The organism is uncultured Dokdonia sp., assembly GCF_947496725.1.
In the GTDB taxonomy this organism is placed as follows: domain Bacteria; phylum Bacteroidota; class Bacteroidia; order Flavobacteriales; family Flavobacteriaceae; genus Dokdonia.
This window is the reverse complement of record NZ_CANMDS010000007.1, coordinates 24,848-45,986: the sequence shown is the minus strand read 5'-3', so window position 1 is coordinate 45,986 and position 21,139 is coordinate 24,848. Positions and strand designations below refer to the sequence as shown.

Sequence of the window (21,139 nt, the reverse complement as noted above, 5' to 3'; positions counted from 1 at the left end):
CTAAAGCAAAAGCTATGGACACACGCGCACAGATGAAAGAAAATGCTATTAACTTTTACAAAATGGCTTATGAGGGCAATCCTAAAAAGGCTGTTGAGCTCTATGTAGGAGATGAGTATATACAGCACAATCCAGATGTGGCAAATGGCACACAAGGGTTTATAGATTACTTTGAAAGAATGCAGTCTGAGTATCCCGAAAAGTCAATTAACTTTGTACGTGCCATTACCGAAGATGACCTCGTTGCCTTACACACACATCAAGTATGGCCGGGTAATGATCAATACATCACGATGGACTTTTTTAGATTTGACAACAATCTAAAAATTGTAGAACACTGGGACTCTATACAACAGGTGCCAGAAAAAAGTGCAAATCCTAATACGATGTATTAAGACTTCATAAGATCTATCTCTTTTAGGTTTTCTATGCGATTACGCTTTAAGAAAGCATCTATTGTTTCAAAATGCTCTATCACGCGCTTTTCTTTAAACTCAAATACTTTTTTTGATAAGCCTTGCAAGAAATCTCTATCGTGAGAGACAAGTATGAGGGTACCATCATAAGTTTGTAACGCCTCCTTAAGCACATCTTTTGATTTTATATCTAAGTGATTTGTAGGCTCATCTAGTATTAAGAGATTTACAGGCTCTAGTAATAGTTTTACCATCGCAAGACGGGTCTTTTCTCCTCCTGAGAGTACACTTACCTTTTTATCTATCGCATCACCTGAAAACATAAAACGCCCAAGGATATTTTTTATCTGTGTGCGCATATCTCCTTTTGCAACCTCATCTACCGTTTGGAAGATAGTGAGCTCTGGATCTAGTAGCGCTGCTTGATTTTGAGCAAAATACCCCACTTTTACGTTATGACCTAGTTCGCAGTCTCCTTCTACTTCTATCTCGCCCAGAATGGCTTTAATCATTGTAGATTTTCCCTCGCCATTTCTACCTACAAAACTCACCTTTTCACCTCGAGCGATATCCATACTTGCGTTGCTAAAAACGGTATGATCATCATATTTTTTTGTGAGCTCTTTTACCTTTACAGGAAAGTCTCCAGAGCGTGGTGCCGGCGGAAATTTAAGTGCTAGCGCAGAGTTGTCTACCTCATCTATCTCTATAATCTCAAGCTTCTCGAGCATACGTTCTCTAGATGAGACTTGATTTGTCTTACTGTAAGTTCCTTTAAACCTGTCTATAAAGGCCTGGTTATCTGCAATAAATTTTTGTTGCTCTTGGTACGCTTTTATTTGATGCGAGCGACGGTCTGCACGCAACTCAAGATAGTGAGAATAGTTTGCTTTATAATCATAAATGCGTCCCATCGTAACCTCTATGGTACGGTTTGTAATATTATCTATAAACGCCTTATCGTGAGAGATCACAATAACGGCTTTTGCCTTGTTAAGTAAGAAATCTTCTAGCCAAATTACCGACTCAATATCTACGTGGTTAGTAGGCTCATCTAGTAGTATAAGATCGGGCTTTTTAAGTAAAATTTTGGCGAGCTCAATACGCATACGCCACCCTCCAGAAAACTCACTGGTAGGCCTATTAAAATCTGACCTTTTAAAGCCTAAACCTCTTAGCGCCTTCTCTACCTCTTCTTCTATATTTACCTCCTCAATGGCATAAAATTTCTCACCGATATCTGTCACCTTAGTAATGATATCCATATACTCTTGAGACTCATAATCTGTGCGTGTCTCTAGCTCTTTATTGAGACGATCCATCTCTGCCTTCATATCTAGCACGGTAGAAAACGCCTTTGAAGCCTCCTCCATAACTGTACAATCATCATCTGTAAGGAGGTGTTGCGGTAGGTATGCAATGACAGCATCCTTAGGCGTACGCACGTTACCACGTGTCGCTTTCTGTACACCAGCAATAATCTTCATCATAGTAGACTTACCCGCACCATTTTTACCCATAAGGGCAATTTTGTCATTTTCATTTATGGTGAAAGAAACGTTACTAAAAAGCGTATCTCCGCTAAACTCTACTGCAAGATTATCTACTGCTATCATTGTATAAATTTAAGTGTGCAAAAGTAATTAAATCAAGAGGTATGATGTAGATTTTTATTACGCTTTCGCGAAAGCATACTTATCCCAAGAAGACTTCTAAAAGAAATAAGATAAATAAGGCCGACAATTTACAACTGCAAGGTCGCCTCTTCATCCATAAACCAGTGCAGCTCCCCAGATTGAGGTGAGACTAGGCTTGCAGGGTAATCAAGAAAGTTATCTTCTTTATTAATAATGACCTTAACCTTTTCTTGTTTTGAAGCTCCCGTGACAAGAAATGCTACAGTCTTTGCATTGTTTATAATATCTCCTGTAATACTTACACGCTGCTGCCCAGATTCTGGGTGTGTGGCTACCTCACACCAGTTTTCTGAATCCCAAAGACCTATCTCGTGCGGAAATATAGATGCCGTATGCCCATCGTCTCCCATTCCTAAAATCACGAGGTCAAATTGTGGCACCTCATTTTCAGAAGCTAGAGTTTGTTCTAGCTCTTTTGAGTAACGCACCGCCTCTGCCTCTGGAATATTTTCACCTAGTATGCGGTGTATGTTTGCCTCTGGTAGTTGGATTTTAGAAAACAAGTGATCTACCGTCATTTTATAATTACTCTGCTCATCTGTAGGAAGCACGCAGCGCTCATCACCCCAGTAAAAGTGGAATTTTGACCAGTCTGTTTCCTTATAATTAGCCGCGAGGTAATCAAAAACTATTTTGGGGGTACTTCCTCCAGAAAGCGCTACTGTAATAAATTTTTTATCACTTGCAAGGTCTATTAGAAATTTTGCAAAATCTTGAGCAACGTCGTTTTTAGTTTTTGATATATGTAGTTTCATCTTGTTTCTTTAGTTATTCTATAACGCAATATCCAGCATCGTCTGCGAGGTTCTCACAAGGGTTACGCCACATACTCTTTCCTTCTATAAGCTCATCTGCGTGTTGTGGTCCCCACACACCAGCAGAGTATCCATAAATCTTTGCATCACCTTTTTTCCAGTGATCTAAGATAGGGTCTGTAAATCTCCAGGCTGCCTCTACCTCATCTGCACGGGCATACAAGGTAGCATCACCTTGCATTGCGTCTAATAATAGGCGCTCATAAGCTTCCATAATATGTGACTCGTCACCTAGGCTTTCATAATAAAAGTCTAGATTACCACGCTCTACTGCAAATCCTTGACCTGGTACTTTTACACCAAATTTTACTAAGATTCCCTCATCTGGCTGTATGCGTATAATGAGTTTATTATCCTTATTCATATCAGAATTTTTAAAAATCTGATGGTGTGGAGACTTAAAGTGTATCACCACTTCTGTAACCTTAGTAGGCATACGCTTTGCCGTACGCACATAAAATGGCACATCTGCCCATCTCCAGTTATCTACATAAAACTTGACAGCGGCATAGGTCTCTGTAGTACTATCTGGATCTACATCTACCTCTTCTCTGTATCCTTTTACTTTCTCTCCTTCTATCTCTGAGGCTAGATATTGACCGCGTATGGTATTTTCTTCCAGCACCTTTGGGTCAGTCATTAATCGTAGAGACTTAAGGGCTTTCATCTTTTCATTACGTATCTCCTCAGGATTTGCACTTAGTGGTGGCTCCATAACTATAAGTGCAACAAGCTGCAGTAAGTGACTCTGAAACATATCTCTAAGTGCTCCAGACTTGTCATAATAACCACCTCTAGACTCTACGCCTCCACTCTCTGCATTTGTAATCTCTACGTGGTGTATGTAATCACGATTCCATAAAGGTTCAAAAATACTGTTTGCAAATCGTGTGACGAGTATATTTTGAACGGTCTCTTTACCTAGGTAATGATCTATTCTATAAATCTGTGATTCTTTAAAATATCTGTGTAATCCCTCATTAAGTGACTTTGCAGTCTCAAGACTGTAACCAAATGGCTTCTCTACAATAAGGCGTTTCCACCCTAGACGCTCATCATTAAGACCCTTTGCTGTTAGATTTTTTGCAATAGCCTCAAATAAACTAGGCGGTGTAGATAGATAAAATATGATGTTATTATCACATTGATACGTCGTATTAAGATCTTGAATACGCTCGTTAAGCTCCCTATAATCTACATCGTACTTTTTATGTAGGTCCTCATAAAACAGCTTTTCTGAAAATGCAGCTATAAACTCCTCACTATCATCAAGATACTTACTCTCTAATGCTACACGTTTTCTAAACTCCTCATCTGTCATAAAGCTGCGTGCCACCCCTAGCACAGCAAAGTGCTCTGGTAAATGCTTGTCTTTATAAAGCTTATATAATGCAGGAACTAATTTACGGGCAGTGAGGTCTCCCGATGCGCCAAAAATGACTAATAATTGATTCTCTGTCTTGCGCATAATGAGCTAGTTTTATTTAAGGTCAAAAGTATTGAAACTTTACACCATTCCCAACGGACTTTGACACCACTTACCCACAAAAAACCAATATTTTTCCACTATTTTTGATGTGCGATGCGTGGTGTATTGTAACAGACAAAATTTCGGCTACAAGGCGGTGTTGTTTTGTAGTAAAAGAAAGATCAATTATGGAAAATACTTATGATTTTGGCTTAGTAGGACTAGGCGTTATGGGACGTAACTTTATACTTAACGTTGCAGATAATGGTTTTACAGCAATGGGTAATGATCTTGATACAGAAAAGGTACAAGCACTCATAGATGAAGGCGGCAATGTAGATAAAGTAAATGCGACTGTAGAGGTTTCCGCTTTCGCGAAAGCGCTCTCATCACCACGTAAAATTATGTTACTCGTCCCTGCCGGAAAAGTAGTAGACATCGTGATAGAAAGCCTCTTACCGCACTTAGATAAAGGTGATATCATTATAGATGGAGGAAACTCCTTCTTTACAGACACAGACCGAAGAGAAGCCTACCTTGCCGAAAAGGGAATACACTTTTTTGGCGCTGGTGTTTCTGGTGGTGCAAAAGGAGCTCGCAAAGGCCCAAGCATAATGCCTGGAGGATCAAAACCTGGCTATGCTGCCGTACAACCTATTTTTGAAGCAGTATCTGCCAAATATAATGGTGAACCTTGTGTGGCATACCTAGGACCAAAATCTGCCGGAAACTATGTGAAAATGGTACATAACGGTATTGAGTACGGACTTATGCAACTCACGTCTGAAATGTATGACGTGCTTAAAAAAGCTGGAAAACTAAGTAATCAAGAACTACACGAGACATATAAGTCTTGGAATGAGGGAAGACTACAATCTTTTCTGGTTGAAATAACCTCAGAAATTTTTGCCGAAAAAGACACCCTCACAGATGGTGACCTAGTAGACCAAATACTAGATAAAGCAAAGCAAAAAGGAACTGGAAAATGGACATCGCAAAACGCAATGGATCTAGGTATACCAGTACCCTCTATAGATATTGCCGTAAGTATGCGTGAGATCTCTGCACTTAAGGATGAACGCACCGTGGCAGACTCGCTTTATGACCGCCCAGAGGTTGCTACGATGGCAAAAGAAAAACTTACTGACCTTACAGAAAAAGCACTTTACTTCTCTTATATCATCACTTACGCACAAGGATTACACCAACTCGCAGATGCATCTAAGGAGTATGGTTATGACTTAGACATCGCGGTTATTGCAAAGATATGGCGTGCAGGATGTATCATAAGAGCAAAGCTACTGGCAGATATTACTGACGCCTTTACAGAAGATAGTGAGCTACCTAACCTATTACTGTCGCCTTCATTTATTCCAAAAATTCAAGATACGGTAGATGCGGCAAGAGAGCTTGTAGCCTTTGGTGCTGTAAATGGGATACCCCTACCAGGTTTATCTAACTCACTCACGTATTTTGACGCATACACCTCAACACGACTACCACTTAATGTGATACAGGCGCAGCGAGATTATTTTGGATCACACACGTATGAGCGACTAGATCGTGAGGGTATTTTTCACACAGAGTGGGAGAAATAAACTAGTGACTTTTTAAAAATTTACTTCTAGCAGCGACTGCCTCATTTGTGTAGTCGCTAAAGACACCATCTACACCTGCTTCAAAAAAGCGTAGATACTCGTCTATATGATTAGTATTTGTAACCCACTTGGTATCTTCATTTCTAAAGGTGTAAGGATGCACTTCAAGATTGTAGCTATGAGCAAGCGCAACAAAGTTTGTTACTGGGGTTAATACACCCTCTGAGGTTACAGAGATAATAAAAGGTTTCCAAGGGCCTACAGCATCTGCATAGCTTGCCATAAACTCCATACCTTCTTTTGTTGTAAAAAACTGGTATGAGCGCTTATCTTTATTTTTTATAAAATCATATGGTTGACCTTCTGGGTCGTAGCTTCCATCTTCTTTTGTAAATAGTAGATTACCATCATTTGTAATACCAGCTGCGCCTAGTAGTTGTATGAGTTTTATATCACTTTTTGAACGCAAGTATTGCAAGGTTGCAACCTCAAAACATTGTACATAGATAGAGGACTCTTTGCTGTTATAATCTGCCTCATTAATCATTTTTAAAAAATGATCTTCCATAGGTAAGCCAAGCTCCTTATGATAGGTAGGATGTTTCAGTTCTGGGTAAACTCCTACGGGGTTTCCTGCTGTGGTTTTGTGCGCTTTCGCGAAAGCGAGAATCTCCTCAAAGGTAGGTATCTCAAAAAGGTCATCGTACTCGTGCGTTCTGTTTGCCCACGACTGTCTAGCTCGTAATGTTTTTAACTCTCTAAGGGTGAAATCAGACACAAACCAGTCTGTAACAGCAACGCCATCAAGGAGCTTTGTGGTCTTACGATTTGCATACTGTGGTAGTGTTGAGACATTTGTTGTAGTAGATATAAATGGCTCGTGACGGGCTATGAGCACACCATCTTTAGTCATCACAAGGTCTGGCTCAATATAATCTGCACCTAGTTGTACTGCCTTTTTATATCCTTGCATTGTATGCTCTGGATAGATAGACTGTGCTCCTCTATGCGCTATGATTATGGGTTTGTTTTTTGTCACGGGATTTTCAACTTTTACTGTAATATACAGATCGTTTTAGAAATGACATTAACAAAAAAAGGCGCAAATTTAATTTGCGCCTTTGTTATATCTATAATAATCAGATTAATCTATTCTTGTAATCTTAGCTCCTATGGCTCTAAGACGCTCATCTATATTTTCATACCCACGATCTATTTGCTCAATATTATGAATGGTAGATGTTCCTTTTGCACTTAAGGCTGCTATAAGTAATGAGATACCAGCGCGTATATCTGGCGATGTCATTGTTGTTGCTTTAAGTGTAGACTGGAAATTGTGTCCTATTACGGTTGCACGGTGTGGATCACAAAGTATCACTTTTGCTCCCATATCTATAAGCTTATCTGTAAAGAAAAGACGGCTTTCAAACATCTTTTGGTGCACCATAAGTTCACCTTTTGCCTGTGTAGCCACAACAAGTATGATACTTAGTAAGTCTGGTGTAAACCCTGGCCAAGGCGCATCTGCAATGGTCATAAATGATCCATCTATATATGACTCAACCTCATACCCATCTGTATGAGCAGGGATATAAATATCATCTCCTTTGCGCTCTAACGTGATACCTAGTTTTCTAAAGGTGTTAGGAATCACACCTAGATCATCCCAGCTCACGTTTTTGATTGTTATCTCACTTTTAGTCATCGCAGCAAGACCTATCCACGAGCCTATCTCAATCATATCTGGTAAAACACGGTGATTGCAACCACCTAGTTTTTCTACTCCTTCTATGATTAACATATTAGAACCTATACCTTTTATATCTGCTCCCATACGCACCATCATCTTACAGAGTTGCTGTAAGTACGGTTCACAAGCGGCATTATAAATTGTAGTTGTTCCTTTTGCAAGTACAGCTGCCATTACAATGTTTGCAGTACCAGTAACCGAAGCTTCATCTAGTAACATATAGGCACCTGTGAGTCCTTCTGGAGCTTCTACTCCATAAAAACGTTCCTCACGGTTGTAGCGAAATTTTGCTCCTAATTTTATAAACCCTTCAAAGTGCGTATCTAGACGACGGCGACCTATTTTATCACCACCTGGACGAGGAATATATCCTTTGCCAAAACGTGCTAGTAATGGCCCTACAATCATTATAGAACCACGTAGACCGCTTCCTTCTTTCTTAAATTTCTCGCTTTCTAGATAATCAAGATCTAGCTCATCTGCCTGAAAGGTAAAAACACCTTTTTCTAACTTCTCAACCTTTACACCTAGATTTTGCAAGATCATAATGAGCTTGTTTACATCTATAATGTCTGGTACGTTACTGATGGTTACTTTTTCAGGAGTAAGCAGTACGCCACATAGTATTTGTAATGCTTCGTTTTTTGCTCCTTGTGGTTGAATATCACCTTTAAGCTGGTGACCGCCTTCTATCTGAAATGTTGCCATAGGTAGATTGAGGTATATTTTTTAATAACGCTTCTTACGGTTATTGTTTTTTGAATAATTTCTTTTCTTTACTGGGTTGTCTGCAGCTTTAGCCTTTTTATTAGCACGTATTAATCTATCAGAATCACGTAACTGCTCGTCACGCTCTTTAAGATTAATCTCACCGTTACTAAGTTCAAAAAGGTGATCAAAGATTACATCATCCTCTACGGTGTCTTTGTTCCAGTTTAAGAAACACTTTTTCATATGATTTGCAATAGTCATTGCAAGCCCTTCACGCATCTCTCCTTTTTCCCAAGAGACCGCTACATCTATCATACGCTTTATGTTATTACCATAAAAACGATATTTGGGATGATTTTGTGGGTACTCTAGAGGTTCTGGACGCTCTGCAAGCTCTTCTCTAGATGGTTTTCCATATGGAGACTCTACATCTAGTTTAAAATCAGACATTATAAATAACTGATCCCATAATTTATGTTGAAAATCTGGTACATCACGCAAGTGCGGTTGTAAATTACCCATCACCGCAATAATTGCTTTTGCAGTTTTGTTACGCTCTTCGGCGTCTTCCATTGCCGTCGCATCATTTACCATTTTTTGAATATGGCGCCCGTACTCGGGTATGATGAGATGGACTCTCTCCGTGTTGTACTCTAATTGATCTATCAATTGTAAAAAATTAAGTGAAGTTATCTTTTATGTAAAGACACCTGCAAAATACTAAAATTTGTATAAATGCTTACAGGTTTAATAAATTGATAACAGTTATTTGTTATAAGTACGCTTTCGCGAAAGCGTAATCACACCCTATAAAGAGATGACACCCTCTACCTCTGCCACTTCTTTATACTTTGCTATAACCGCGTCTGGGTTTTTCATACGCACGTTTATAGAAACGCTAGTGTACTTACCTGTGCGTGATGCATTTTTCTTTATGACGGCACCTAGATGATCAAAAATCTTAACGATTTGTGCTTCCTTTTCGGCGCTTGCTGGTACTATAAATTTATACAAATATGGTGCTGGCCACATTGAAGTGTCTGCTAGCTGTGCTTTTAATTTTGTGTAAAATTCTTCTGTTTTCTTTCCTGAATCCATCTTCTTATTTTCTATTGCAAAGATACTGAAATCACATTCCCTGTAGTTTGCTTAATTTTGCTTTAAAGATTACCATTTTTATGCCAAAAAGAATACTCCTCATAGGTGGCCCTTCTACAGGAAAAACAACATTACTTAATCACTTAGAAAATCTAGGCTATGCCTGCCTAGAAGAAATATCACGACAAGTGATAAGCAATGCCCAAAAGGAGGGCATTGACCAGCTTTTTTTAGAGAAGCCATTACTCTTTTCTACCCTATTAAGAGATGCACGTATCAAGCAATTTAAGGATGTAGATGGTTTTAAAAATGATTTTGTTTTTATAGATCGCGGCATACCTGACACGGTGGCATATATGGACTTTGTAAATCAAGAATATCCAGAAGATTTTATTGAGGCTTGTAAGGCACACACTTATGACCTTGTTTTTATATTACCTACTTGGGAAAAAATACACGTGATTGATCAAGAACGTTATGAAACCTTTGACCAAGCAAAGGAAATAGAAGAACATCTTGTACAGACATATAAACAGTATGGCTACTCACCTATACCTGTACCTACTGGTCCTGTAGAAGAGAGAGCGCAATTTATACTTAACACACTTACTTCTTGATAGATAAAGCAAAAGATATACTCACCACATACTGGGGTCATAGTAATTTTAGACCGCAACAAGCAGAGATTATAAAAAACGTTCTTGCTGGTGAGGATAGCATTGCTTTATTACCTACTGGCGGTGGTAAATCATTATGTTACCAGCTGCCCTCACTTCTATTAGATGGAATTACTATTGTAGTATCGCCACTCATAGCCTTGATGAAAGATCAAGTGATGGGGCTTCAAGAAAAAGGGATAAAAGCACTGTCTATTACAAGCGGCATAAGCTATGGAGAACTAGACACCTTACTTGATAATTGTATTTATGGCAATTACAAGCTTCTTTATCTATCACCAGAACGATTACAGCAAGAACTAGTACAAGAACGCATAAAGCTTATGAATGTGAGCCTTATCGCGGTAGATGAGGCTCACTGTATCTCGCAATGGGGTCACGATTTTAGGCCGGCATATAGAGATATTTCAAAACTTAGAGCTTTAAAACCTAACTGCCCCATTATTGCTCTCACCGCCACTGCTACAACTAAGGTACTTGAGGATATAACTACTTTACTAGATCTCAAACAACCACAATTATTTAAAACTTCATATCATAGAAAAAACCTCACATATAAAATACGACTTGCTACAGATAAGTTTTATGAGCTAGAAACCATACTAGCAAACACACAGCAAAGCGCTATCGTATATGTACGTAATAGAAAGGCAACACTTAATACAGCTCATTTTTTAAAGGGACGAGGCATCACAGCCACCTCATATCACGGAGGTATGTCTCGGGAGGAGCGTCATAAACAATACTTAGCCTGGCGTACAAATAAAGTACAGGTAATGGTGGGTACAAGTGCCTTTGGTATGGGAATAGACAAAGCAGATGTAGATACCGTAGTGCACTTAGAAATTCCTGACAGTATAGAAAACTACTTTCAAGAAGCAGGAAGAGCAGGAAGGGCAGGTCAAGAATCTCAAGCCGTATTATTATATAATGAGAACGACGAGGTACGTCTAGAAAACCAGTTTCTTAAAGTAATACCAGACACTCATACGGTAAAAAAAACCTATAAACATCTAGTAAACTATTTTCAAATCTCATACGGAGAAGGACAAGATAGCTTACACCGCTTTAACTTTAGTGAGTTTTGTGGCGCTTATAAATTACACACCATTCTCACCTATAATGCGTTACAGGTATTAGATCGCAATAGCGTCATAAGTTTATCTCAAGAGTTTACAAAGAGAGCAACTATTAACTTTAAAGTAAATGACTTTGCACTCACCTATTACTTACTACGAAACAATCAACTAGACGATGTTGTAAAGGCTGTATTACGTACGTATGGAGCAGTTTTTGAACAGGTGACTAATATCAACTATAATATCATTGCAAATAAAGCTGGTAAAACTCTAGAGCAAGTACATCAAGTGCTCCTCACGCTAGACCAAGATGATATAATAGATTACGAGCATCAAAACTTTGACACGGCAATCACCTTTTTAGTCCCTAGAGAAGATGACCGTACTATTAATGTGATTGCTCCGTTTATAAAAACCCAAGAAAACTACAAGAAAAACCAAGTACAAGCCGTTAAAGACTATATAGCAAATGATACTACGTGTAGAGCTATACAGCTTATGCATTACTTTGACGAAGTGCTTGATGAGCCTTGTGGTAATTGTGATGTATGCAGAAACCGTACAGTTATAAAAACCAGAACATCTATAGATAATGCCATTATAGATTTACTTAAAGGAGGTGCAAAAAGTTCGCGAGAAATTGCACAACTAGCATACCCGCAACAGACAATAATCAATTCTATTCGACTACTTTTGGAACAGAAAAAAATAGCCATTTTACCTAATAACACATACACCCTATTATGAGAGATTTACGCATAGTTTTTATGGGCACGCCAGAATTTGCAGTGACCATCTTACACGGTTTACTAGACGAAGGATATAACGTAGTAGGTGTAATTACGGCACCAGATAGACCAGCAGGTAGAGGACAAAAAATACGAGAGAGCGATGTCAAGGCATTTGCAAAAGCGAGAAACCTCAACATCTTACAACCTACTAATCTCAAGAGCGAATCTTTTCTAGAAGAACTTGAAGCACTTAAGGCAAACCTTCAAATTGTGGTTGCCTTTAGAATGTTACCAGAAGCGGTATGGAAGATGCCTGCTTATGGCACATTTAACCTACACGCATCATTACTTCCTCAATATCGTGGTGCAGCGCCTATAAACTGGGCAATTATAAACGGTGAGACAGAAACAGGTGTAACTACATTTTTTATAGATGAAAAAATAGACACTGGAGAAATTATCTTACAAGAATCACTAGCTATAGATGATAAGGAAAATGCAGGTCACCTGCACGACCGTCTTATGATAGCTGGTAAAGAACTTGTAATTAAAACGGTTAAGGCAATTGAGCGAGATGATGTAAAGACACATATACAAGACTCATCAAAAGAATTAAAGACTGCTTACAAGTTACATAGTGAGAATACGAGAATAAACTGGGACGCCCCACTTCAAGAAATCTACAATCACATAAGAGGACTAAGCCCTTACCCTGCTGCTTATACCATACTAGAAAATGGTGGCAAGGAGCAACGCGTAAAAATTTATGGCGCTTTCGCGAAAGCGGATAAAGAGATGCTCATTCCCTCAGGAGCCGTAACGCAGGTAGATGATCATCTCGCCATTGCAACTCCAGAAGGATACATTTGTATCACAGAAATCCAGCTTTCTGGAAAGAAAAAGATGGCGGTAAAGGACCTACTTAATGGTTACAAGTTTGATAAAAATGCCAAAATGCGCTAAACCCCCATAACCATTGACGTTAAGAGAATTACAAAATACACCCCTCTTTATCAACAAATGGGCATACTTATTAACAAAAACCTCGATTTCCCTTGCTATAGCTTGCGTAAGCGAATAATCCGTATAAATTTGTTAGGGAATTAAACATACAGTTTAACCACAATTAATTAATTAACAAATTATATTATGAACAAATCAGAATTAATCGACGGAATGGCAGAGCACGCTGGCATCACTAAAGCTGCAGCAAAAAAAGCATTAGAATCTTTCTTAGGAGACGTTGAAGGTACTCTTAAAAAAGGAGGACGTGTTTCTCTAGTAGGTTTTGGATCTTGGTCTGTATCTAAGCGTAATGCTCGTGAAGGAAGAAATCCTCAAACTGGAAAAACTATCAAGATCGCTGCAAAAAATGTAGTAAAGTTTAAAGCTGGATCTGAGCTTGCATCTTCTGTAAACTAGTCGATTTTAAGTGTTATATAAAGAAAGGAAGCAGTAATGCTTCCTTTTTTTTATGCCCTATTTATAAATACTATAACTATTATGGTTTATGTTACGCTTTCGCGAAAGCGTAAAAACTACATTCAAAAGTAACTCCCCACAAAGAATAGCACGGCAAGTAAAAATGTAGATAACGCCACTTTCTTTAACTCTGGATCAAGCAAGGCGTGCTCCTTTGTATTTCTCACCGTAAGCATATGCTTAACCAGCGGTAAGAAAGCTATGATAGATACATAGTCTAAAAGATCTGTTGCCCTCAAGACTATAAAACTAACCCAGCAACAAATCGCTGCTAGAAACAAGATGTTATGGTAACGCACAGCTCCCTTCTGCCCCAAAATAACGGCTAGGGTATTTTTACCCACTCGAGTATCAGACACACGATCACGCATATTATTGAGATGCAATACCATTACAGAAAGTACACCTATTGTTATAGCGGGTAATATATGTATGAACTGTATGTATTGTGTAAATAAAAAGAAAGAGCCCAGCACACCTACTAACCCAAAAAACAAAAAGACAAATACATCTCCTAATCCTTTATAACCATAAGCACTTCTACCTACGGTGTACTTTATTGCAGCTATAATGGCGGCTATACCTAATAAAAAGAATACGAGAGACAGTATAAATTGATCCTTCCCAAAAGCTGTATAGATAAGACTTAGTACTATTACAATAGTGATAATCGAGGTGATAATAATAGCTTTTTTGAGGTGCGTTGCGGTGAGCAAGCCACTTTGCATTGCCCTTGCAGGCCCCACACGCTCATCATTATCTGTACCTTTTACACCGTCACCATAATCATTTGCATAGTTAGATAAGATTTGAAACCCCAGTGTAGCTAGTATAGCAAGGCCAAAGATGAGACCATTATAAGCATTTTCTTGTAACGCTAGGCCACCACCTACTAGTATACCAGCTATAGAGAGTGGTAAGGTACGAGGGCGAGCGGCACTAAGCCAGACTTTAAATGAAGGCATAAAATATTTTAAGTGCGTAAATGTACTATTTTCTTTAGGCATCTACTCGTCTCAACTTTCAAAAGGATTTACTAGATTAGCTACTATTAAAACACCCATCGTTATGAAACTAAAATATGCACTACTAAGCGCCTCTGTAATTCTTTTACTTATATCTTGTAAAAAGGAAAAAACTACTGTTGCTACAGCCCCAGTAATGGAGAAAGCACCTTTCTTTTGGGAAGCTTCAAATATGTACTTCCTACTTACAGATCGTTTCTATAACGGAGACACATCAAATGATGTAAATTTTAATAGAACAGAAGAAACTGCCACTTTAAGAGGTTTTGAAGGAGGAGACATAAAAGGAATCACAACAAAAATTAAAGAGGGTTACTTTACAGATTTAGGAATTAATGCCATCTGGTTTACTCCTGTGGTTGAGCAAGTACACGGCCCGGTAGATGAAGGTACAGGTGTTACTTATGGCTATCACGGGTACTGGACAAAAGACTGGACAGCTCTCGACCCTAACTTTGGGACAAAAGAAGACCTCAAAGAGCTCATAGAGACGGCACATACTAATGATATACGTATCGTTATGGATGTGGTTCTTAATCATACAGGACCGGTAACAGAGCAAGATCCTTTCTGGGGTACAGACTGGGCTAGAGAAAATCCTAACTGCGCTTTTAGCACCTATGAGAACACAACAGCTTGCAGCCTTGTAGAAAATCTACCAGATATCCTTACAGAAAGCTCAAAAGAAGTAACACTACCTCCCTCGCTTATCGAAAAGTGGAAAAAAGAAGGACGCTATGAAGAAGAAATTGCAGAGCTAGATGCCTACTTTGTTTCAAATAATCTTAAAAAGACACCACGTAACTATATCATAAAATGGCTTACAGATTATATACGAGAATATGGTGTAGATGCTTTTAGAGTAGACACGACAAAACACGTAGATGAAGAGTCTTGGGTGGTATTGCGTGCTCAAGCAGATAAAGCATTTGCAGATTTTAAGACCAACAACCCAGATCTAGTACTAGATGACACGGACTTTTTTATGTTTGGCGAAGTGTATAACTACTCTGTAGACGGTGGACTGGCTTATGATTTTGGCGATAAAAAGGTAAACTATTTCGAAAATGGATTTGATAACCTCATCAACTTTCAATTTAAGTATGATGCGCAGGGTAACTATGAGTCCTTATTTAATAAATATGCTACCATAAAAGACTCACTATTTAAAGACAAGAGTTTTGTAAACTATGCAACCTCTCACGATGATGGGCAACCATTTGACAAAGACCGCACTAAAGCTATAGAAACTGGCACAAAACTCCTCCTCACGACAGGTATCTCACAAGTATATTATGGTGATGAGACGGCACGTGATCTCACTATAGAAGGTACTCAAGGTGATGCAACCCTAAGAAGCTTTATGAACTGGGACACAATAGACACAGAGACTACAGGCGATGTACTCTCTCACTGGCAAAAACTAGGTGTTTTTAGAAAGAATCACCCATCTGTGGGTGCAGGTACTCACGAGATGCTTAGCGAGGCTCCTTATGTCTTTAAAAGAGCATTTACAAAAGATGACTTTACAGATACAGTAGTCGTAGGTTTAGACCTAGCTGTGGGTAAAAAGGAAATTGAAGTGGGTAACGCTTTCGCGAAAGCGGAAAAACTTAGAGACGCATACTCAGGAAAAGAGGTTACCGCAATAAATGGAAAGGTATCACTAGACACGCCTTATAGTATAGTACTACTTGAAGTTGCTAGAGATTACTAATCTAGTGCTTGTAAAAAAGAAGCCACAACTTGGCTAATACCCATCTCAAGATCTGAGTTTGTAATACTAGACTGGGTTACGTCAAAGTTATCTTGAAATGATGGGAAGCTAAAACTCTCTACGACCTCACCTCCAAAACGTGGTGCCGTCTCTTTTATATAATTTAAAGCAGATGCTGCACCGCGAGCTCCTGGAGAGGTACTTACCACAAGAAGTTTTTTACCGGCTAGAAAATTACGGTCTGCACGTGAAAGCCAGTCAAATATGTTTTTTAAAAAGGCAGATACCATTCCGTTGTGTTCATTTACGGCTATTATAACACCATCTGCTTCGGCTATTTTATTCTTTATAATCTGCACATCCACAGGTATACCCCTCTCCTGCTCTAAATCTAGATTATACATAGGTATGTCATAGGATAATAATGATAGTCTAGACGCCTTGTGAGAATGAATAGTAGTAACTATATAATCTAGCAACATCGTGTTTATAGATTTTGTACTGTTACTTCCTGATAATGCAATAATTGAGCTCATATTAAAATAAAAAAAAGACCACCCGAAGATAGTCTTTTATTGATTGATGAATAAATAAAATTATTATTACAAGCTCAATGAAAGCGTAGCGATAATAGAGGTATTATCACGCTCTACGGTTACATCATTAACTAAACCTGTTGAATATAGTGGACTTGTGCGGTCTTGAGTAAAGTTATCATATGCAACGTCTACTTTAATATTTCCAAAATTATAACCTATTCCCGCCGAGTAGCCTGTTAACTCACTTATAGTTGTTTCATCTTTAAAAGGGCTGTCTTCATATCTGTAACCCGCTCTAAAACTCCACTCCTGAGCTCTTATCTCTCCTCCTAGTTTATAAGCATTAACCGGCTGAAGTAGATTATCTATAGCCGCATTTTGAGCATTAAAAAATGCATCATTATCTGGTCTAAAACTTAGTGTTGTGTAATCTTTATAAGAATAGTCAAAACTTATGAGGCCTTTCTTGCCAAATAGATATGCCGCACTACCCGTATATTTACCTGGTGACTTGATCTCATAGCTCTCATACACATTAGTTACTCTAGGGTTAACTACTGTGGTAAATACACCTGCATCATCTACAGCTGTGGTTGTAATTCTCTGAGTGGTTTCTTCATCTATTGTAGTCCAGGTAGGTGAATCATAAGTAAGACCTAAACGAAGGTTTTCTGTAACTTTAGAGATTGCTCCTAGCTGGAAAGAAAAACCACTACCTATTGTTCTTAAATTGTTTTCAAATCTTACATCTGTAACATTTGTAAAACCTTGATCTGGCCCAGCATCATTAGACTCAAAAAGCACCGTAGATTGATTATAATCTAAAAAGTGAGAATTTAAGTTAAGACCTAAGTATAATTTATCATTATACTGTGCCCCCATATTAAAAGAAGCTTTACCACTATAACCCTCAGAAGCAAATAAATATTCTTGCTCATAAGACTCTCCTACTGTATTTACAAAGTACTCCGTATTACCTGCATCATTTGTTACAGGGTCGAGAATAAATGATTGAAATCCTAATAAAGCCTGTTGCGCTCCAAAACCTTCAGTCTCTCCGAGAAATTGATATAAATCAGTCACAGACTCACCATCTAGTGTCTCCAGTAAATCAAGCGGTACTCCTTGTGCAAAATCTGAAAAATATGAAGATATTGAGTTTGTGTTGGTACCTATGGCTCTGTATTGATTGTCTAGATTACCTATGCGATCGTAATTAAAGCCAAGAGTAAATTTATTCCATTTTGAGTTTCCAGCTCCATCTATAACAAAAACACCTCCAGCTTGATTGACAGAAAGATCAGAATCTGATGATGTAGTTCCATTTCCCAAAAATGTAGTACTATTATCTATATTATCGCTTGATAGCGAAAACGCTACAGTTCCTTTAGTAAAAACCGCGCTCGAGGCTGGGTTATCACCTATAGCACTTAGATCACCTCCTAATGCTCCAAAGGCGCCTCCCATTGCTCTATATCTTGCCGTACCAGTAGTATTTGATGTACTATAATTAAGTGCTTCTGTTATACTTTGGGCAAAAGTTGTTCCAGAGGCCGCAATGGCCACCATTAATAATAACTTTTTCATATGTAGTTTTTTTTTAAAAATGTAGTTAGCAGTTATTATCCTCTGCGTCCACCGCTTCTGCTTGAACTTGAGCTAGATCTTGATCCGCTGCTTCTAGATGAAGAAGAAGATGGTCTACTATAAGAACTTCTTCTAGATGAAGAGCTAGGTCTAGACGTAGGTCTCGAAGAAGGCCTTGAAGAAGGTCTTGCTTTACTTCCACTAGGTCTTGAAGAAGGTCTTGACTGAGTTCCGCTTGGTCGAGTAGGACGACTGCTAGGTCTTGTTGTAGGTCTTGTTCTTGAAGAAGGTCTTGAGTACGTATTAGGTCTAGAACCTGTAGATGGTCTTTGAGCTGAATTTGGCGTTCCTCTAGACACTCCATTTCTATAAGTACCGTTACGGTTAGATGTAGGTCTTGCAGTACCTTTGTTACGACTATAAGTTGCTCTACTTCTAGATGATGTTCTTAATCTTGATCTTGATGCAGCGATAGCATCTGTTGCTCCCATTCTTCTTCCAGAACCGTTTATCGATCTTCTACCTGTATTGTAAGCTACTCTATTACCGTTATATCTACGGTTTCCGTAATAAAAGTTATTATTAAAATGGTTAAAATTACCATAGTAAAATGGGCTATTGTAAGCAAAGCCTCCACCCCAGAAAGGGTTATAATAACCACCACCATACCAAGGTGACCAGAAGTTTCCTCCCCAGCCAAAGCCTCTACCCCAGCCAAAGCCACCGTTCCAGCCAAAGCCGCCCCAGCGATTCCATCCCCATAAAGGACTATTGTTATAAATCGTTACTTGCACATCTTGAACTTCGTCACCCCAAGCACCATAACCGGTAGCAGATTCAAAATCTGTTCCGTCAACATAGATAGCATTACTATCTTCAGAAGAATATTCTTCTATATCTGTAAATATGGCTCCTTCTTCTTGAATCTCTCCAAGTTCTTGGGCACCCTTTTCAAAATAGTTTTTATAGACTTGTGTGTTAGACCCATTTGAAGTAGTCGCTTCTTGGGTAGTTGAATTAGCACTTTCGTTACTACTATAAATACCATCATCGTCATAAACTGTTTGTGATGCACTACAAGCAACTAGTAATGTAGCTGCCAGTGCAGATAATGATAAACTCTTAATTGAGGTTCTGAGTGATGTAGAAAAATTCATATCGGTGCTGTTTTAATTGTTGCTTGGTGTAAAAATACCTAATTTCGCTTGGTAATTTTACGATAAGCAAAGTCACAATATTTGTGCCAAAATAGGTTTTTATGGGCAAGAAACTCACAAAAAGGAGTGAAGATTATTCAAAATGGTATAACGAGCTAGTAGTTCAAGCAGATCTTGCAGAAAATTCTGCAGTACGCGGTTGTATGGTAATTAAACCCTACGGATATGCAATCTGGGAAAAAATGCAAGCAGAGCTTGACCGTATGTTTAAGGAGACAGGACACGAGAATGCATATTTTCCATTATTTGTCCCAAAAAGCTTATTTGAGGCTGAAGAAAAAAACGCCGAAGGTTTTGCTAAGGAATGTGCTGTAGTTACTCACTACAGATTAAAGACAGATCCAGAAGATTCAAGCAAGCTTATAGTAGATCCTAATGCAAAACTAGAAGAAGAATTAATAGTAAGACCTACAAGTGAAGCTATTATATGGAATACTTACAAAGGCTGGATACAGTCGTATAGAGACCTTCCATTACTTATTAATCAATGGGCAAATGTTGTAAGATGGGAAATGCGCACACGCCTTTTCTTAAGAACGGCAGAATTTTTATGGCAAGAGGGACATACGGCACACGCAACAAAAGAAGAAGCACTACAAGAAGCTGAGCTTATGAATAATGTGTATGCAGAGTTTGCAGAAAACTTTCTTGCTGTACCCGTTATAAAAGGAGTTAAAACAGAAAGTGAACGCTTTGCAGGTGCAGATGAGACCTATTGCATAGAGGCGCTTATGCAAGACGGTAAAGCACTACAAGCAGGAACCTCTCACTTCTTAGGTCAGAATTTTGCAAAAGCATTCGATGTTAAATTTACCTCAAACCAAGGAAAACAAGAGCACGTTTGGGCAACCTCTTGGGGGGTGTCAACACGACTTATGGGAGCACTAATTATGACACATAGTGATGATCAAGGCTTAGTACTACCTCCTAACTTAGCACCTTTTCAGGTAGTAATTGTTCCTATTTACAAGAACCAAGAGCAACTTGACGCTATATCTCAAGTAGCAAATGAACTGGTGCAAGATCTGAAACTACACGGTGTATCTGTAAAATTTGACAATAGAGATACTCATAAACCAGGATGGAAATTTAATGAGTATGAACTAAAAGGAGTGCCTTTAAGAATAGGCATAGGACCAAAAGATCTTGAGAAGCGCACAGTAGAACTAGCTAGAAGAGATACATTAACAAAGGAATTTATTGCAAAAGAAACAGTAGTAGAAACTGTTATCACACTTTTAAAGGAGATACAAGAAAATCTCTACACTAAGGCTAAGAATTACAGAAACGACCATATAACACCTGTAGACACCTTTGAAGAATTCAAGGATGTGTTAAACACTAAAGGTGGATTTATAAGCGCACACTGGGATGGCACCACCGAAACTGAAGACAAAATCAAAGAAATTACTAAAGCAACTATCAGATGTATTCCTATGGATGCAATTATTGAAGAAGGAACTTGTGTATTTTCTGGAAAAAGTTCGTCTCGTAGAGTGCTGTTTGCCAAGGCTTACTAAAAAAGTTTAAAA

General features: G+C 38.6%; 19 protein-coding genes. 8 read left to right on the top strand and 11 right to left on the bottom strand.

Going from position 1 to position 21,139, the window contains the following annotated elements; genetic code table 11:
- The first annotated feature begins 14 nt into the window (after nucleotides 1-14).
- Nucleotides 15-395 carry an ester cyclase gene (locus tag Q0948_RS13935; protein WP_298354213.1) on the top strand — a complete coding sequence of 127 codons (381 nt, stop codon included), beginning with the start codon at nucleotides 15-17 and terminating at the stop codon, nucleotides 393-395.
- On the opposite strand, the gene Q0948_RS13930 is transcribed toward Q0948_RS13935, so the two are convergent.
- The 3 genes from Q0948_RS13930 to zwf form a co-directional block, all read right to left on the bottom strand.
- Nucleotides 392-2,032: an ABC-F family ATP-binding cassette domain-containing protein gene (locus Q0948_RS13930; RefSeq protein WP_298354216.1), complete on the bottom strand. Its 1,641-nt coding sequence runs from the start codon at nucleotides 2,030-2,032 to the stop codon at nucleotides 392-394. The genes Q0948_RS13935 and Q0948_RS13930 overlap by 4 nt on opposite strands.
- Before the next feature lie 128 nt (nucleotides 2,033-2,160).
- Entirely contained in the window at nucleotides 2,161-2,868 is a 708-nt protein-coding gene (gene pgl, locus Q0948_RS13925; RefSeq protein WP_298354219.1) for a 6-phosphogluconolactonase, read from the bottom strand.
- A gap of 13 nt (nucleotides 2,869-2,881) precedes the next feature.
- Entirely contained in the window at nucleotides 2,882-4,396 is a 1,515-nt protein-coding gene (zwf, locus tag Q0948_RS13920; protein WP_038600387.1) for a glucose-6-phosphate dehydrogenase, read from the bottom strand.
- 188 nt (nucleotides 4,397-4,584) lie between these two features.
- On the opposite strand from zwf, the gene gndA reads away from it, so the two are divergent.
- The gene (gene gndA / locus Q0948_RS13915) at nucleotides 4,585-5,994 is read left to right on the top strand and encodes an NADP-dependent phosphogluconate dehydrogenase (protein ID WP_298354224.1); all 1,410 of its coding nucleotides are present in this window, start codon (nucleotides 4,585-4,587) and stop codon (nucleotides 5,992-5,994) included.
- Between the two features lies 1 nt (nucleotide 5,995).
- Here gndA and Q0948_RS13910 read toward each other — a convergent pair whose 3' ends face one another.
- From Q0948_RS13910 to Q0948_RS13895, 4 genes are all read right to left on the bottom strand, one after another.
- Entirely contained in the window at nucleotides 5,996-7,033 is a 1,038-nt protein-coding gene (locus Q0948_RS13910) for a glycerophosphodiester phosphodiesterase (protein WP_298354228.1), read from the bottom strand.
- 105 nt (nucleotides 7,034-7,138) lie between these two features.
- Nucleotides 7,139-8,452 (bottom strand): UDP-N-acetylglucosamine 1-carboxyvinyltransferase, encoded by a 1,314-nt coding sequence (gene murA, locus Q0948_RS13905; RefSeq protein ID WP_298354231.1) that lies wholly within the window; start codon nucleotides 8,450-8,452, stop codon nucleotides 7,139-7,141.
- 21 nt (nucleotides 8,453-8,473) lie between these two features.
- Nucleotides 8,474-9,124 (bottom strand): DUF4290 domain-containing protein, encoded by a 651-nt coding sequence (locus Q0948_RS13900; RefSeq protein ID WP_035328269.1) that lies wholly within the window; start codon nucleotides 9,122-9,124, stop codon nucleotides 8,474-8,476.
- A 138-nt stretch (nucleotides 9,125-9,262) separates the two neighbouring features.
- The gene (locus Q0948_RS13895) at nucleotides 9,263-9,553 is read right to left on the bottom strand and encodes a DUF493 family protein (protein ID WP_038600378.1); all 291 of its coding nucleotides are present in this window, start codon (nucleotides 9,551-9,553) and stop codon (nucleotides 9,263-9,265) included.
- Nucleotides 9,554-9,633: 80 nt separating this feature from the next.
- Between Q0948_RS13895 and Q0948_RS13890 the strand changes: the two genes are divergently transcribed.
- The 4 genes from Q0948_RS13890 to Q0948_RS13875 all read left to right on the top strand — a co-directional run bounded on the left by Q0948_RS13890 (nucleotide 9,634) and on the right by Q0948_RS13875 (nucleotide 13,462).
- Nucleotides 9,634-10,170: an ATP-binding protein gene (locus Q0948_RS13890; protein ID WP_035329110.1), complete on the top strand. Its 537-nt coding sequence runs from the start codon at nucleotides 9,634-9,636 to the stop codon at nucleotides 10,168-10,170.
- Nucleotides 10,167-12,056 (top strand): ATP-dependent DNA helicase RecQ, encoded by a 1,890-nt coding sequence (locus Q0948_RS13885; protein ID WP_298354239.1) that lies wholly within the window; start codon nucleotides 10,167-10,169, stop codon nucleotides 12,054-12,056. The genes Q0948_RS13890 and Q0948_RS13885 overlap by 4 nt, the downstream gene beginning before the upstream one ends.
- Nucleotides 12,053-13,003 (top strand): methionyl-tRNA formyltransferase, encoded by a 951-nt coding sequence (gene fmt / locus Q0948_RS13880; RefSeq protein WP_035328265.1) that lies wholly within the window; start codon nucleotides 12,053-12,055, stop codon nucleotides 13,001-13,003. Before Q0948_RS13885 ends, fmt begins: the two co-directional genes overlap by 4 nt.
- Before the next feature lie 186 nt (nucleotides 13,004-13,189).
- Nucleotides 13,190-13,462, top strand: a complete 273-nt coding sequence (locus tag Q0948_RS13875; protein WP_038600373.1) for an HU family DNA-binding protein — start codon at nucleotides 13,190-13,192, stop codon at nucleotides 13,460-13,462.
- A gap of 122 nt (nucleotides 13,463-13,584) precedes the next feature.
- Here Q0948_RS13875 and menA read toward each other — a convergent pair whose 3' ends face one another.
- Entirely contained in the window at nucleotides 13,585-14,487 is a 903-nt protein-coding gene (gene menA / locus Q0948_RS13870; RefSeq protein WP_298354244.1) for a 1,4-dihydroxy-2-naphthoate octaprenyltransferase, read from the bottom strand.
- Nucleotides 14,488-14,590: 103 nt separating this feature from the next.
- Here menA and Q0948_RS13865 point away from each other — a divergent pair, with 103 nt between their 5' ends.
- Nucleotides 14,591-16,264, top strand: coding sequence for an alpha-amylase family glycosyl hydrolase (locus tag Q0948_RS13865; protein ID WP_298354247.1), 1,674 nt, complete (start codon nucleotides 14,591-14,593; stop codon nucleotides 16,262-16,264).
- On the opposite strand, the gene Q0948_RS13860 is transcribed toward Q0948_RS13865, so the two are convergent.
- The 3 genes from Q0948_RS13860 to Q0948_RS13850 form a co-directional block, all read right to left on the bottom strand.
- Nucleotides 16,261-16,800 carry an NADPH-dependent FMN reductase gene (locus Q0948_RS13860; protein ID WP_298354250.1) on the bottom strand — a complete coding sequence of 180 codons (540 nt, stop codon included), beginning with the start codon at nucleotides 16,798-16,800 and terminating at the stop codon, nucleotides 16,261-16,263. The genes Q0948_RS13865 and Q0948_RS13860 overlap by 4 nt on opposite strands.
- Nucleotides 16,801-16,866: 66 nt before the next feature.
- The gene (locus Q0948_RS13855; protein WP_298354254.1) at nucleotides 16,867-18,390 is read right to left on the bottom strand and encodes an outer membrane protein transport protein; all 1,524 of its coding nucleotides are present in this window, start codon (nucleotides 18,388-18,390) and stop codon (nucleotides 16,867-16,869) included.
- A gap of 35 nt (nucleotides 18,391-18,425) precedes the next feature.
- Nucleotides 18,426-19,547 (bottom strand): hypothetical protein, encoded by a 1,122-nt coding sequence (locus Q0948_RS13850; protein WP_298354257.1) that lies wholly within the window; start codon nucleotides 19,545-19,547, stop codon nucleotides 18,426-18,428.
- A gap of 101 nt (nucleotides 19,548-19,648) precedes the next feature.
- Here Q0948_RS13850 and proS point away from each other — a divergent pair, with 101 nt between their 5' ends.
- Entirely contained in the window at nucleotides 19,649-21,127 is a 1,479-nt protein-coding gene (proS, locus tag Q0948_RS13845) for a proline--tRNA ligase (protein WP_298354260.1), read from the top strand.
- The last annotated feature ends 12 nt before the right edge of the window (nucleotides 21,128-21,139 follow it).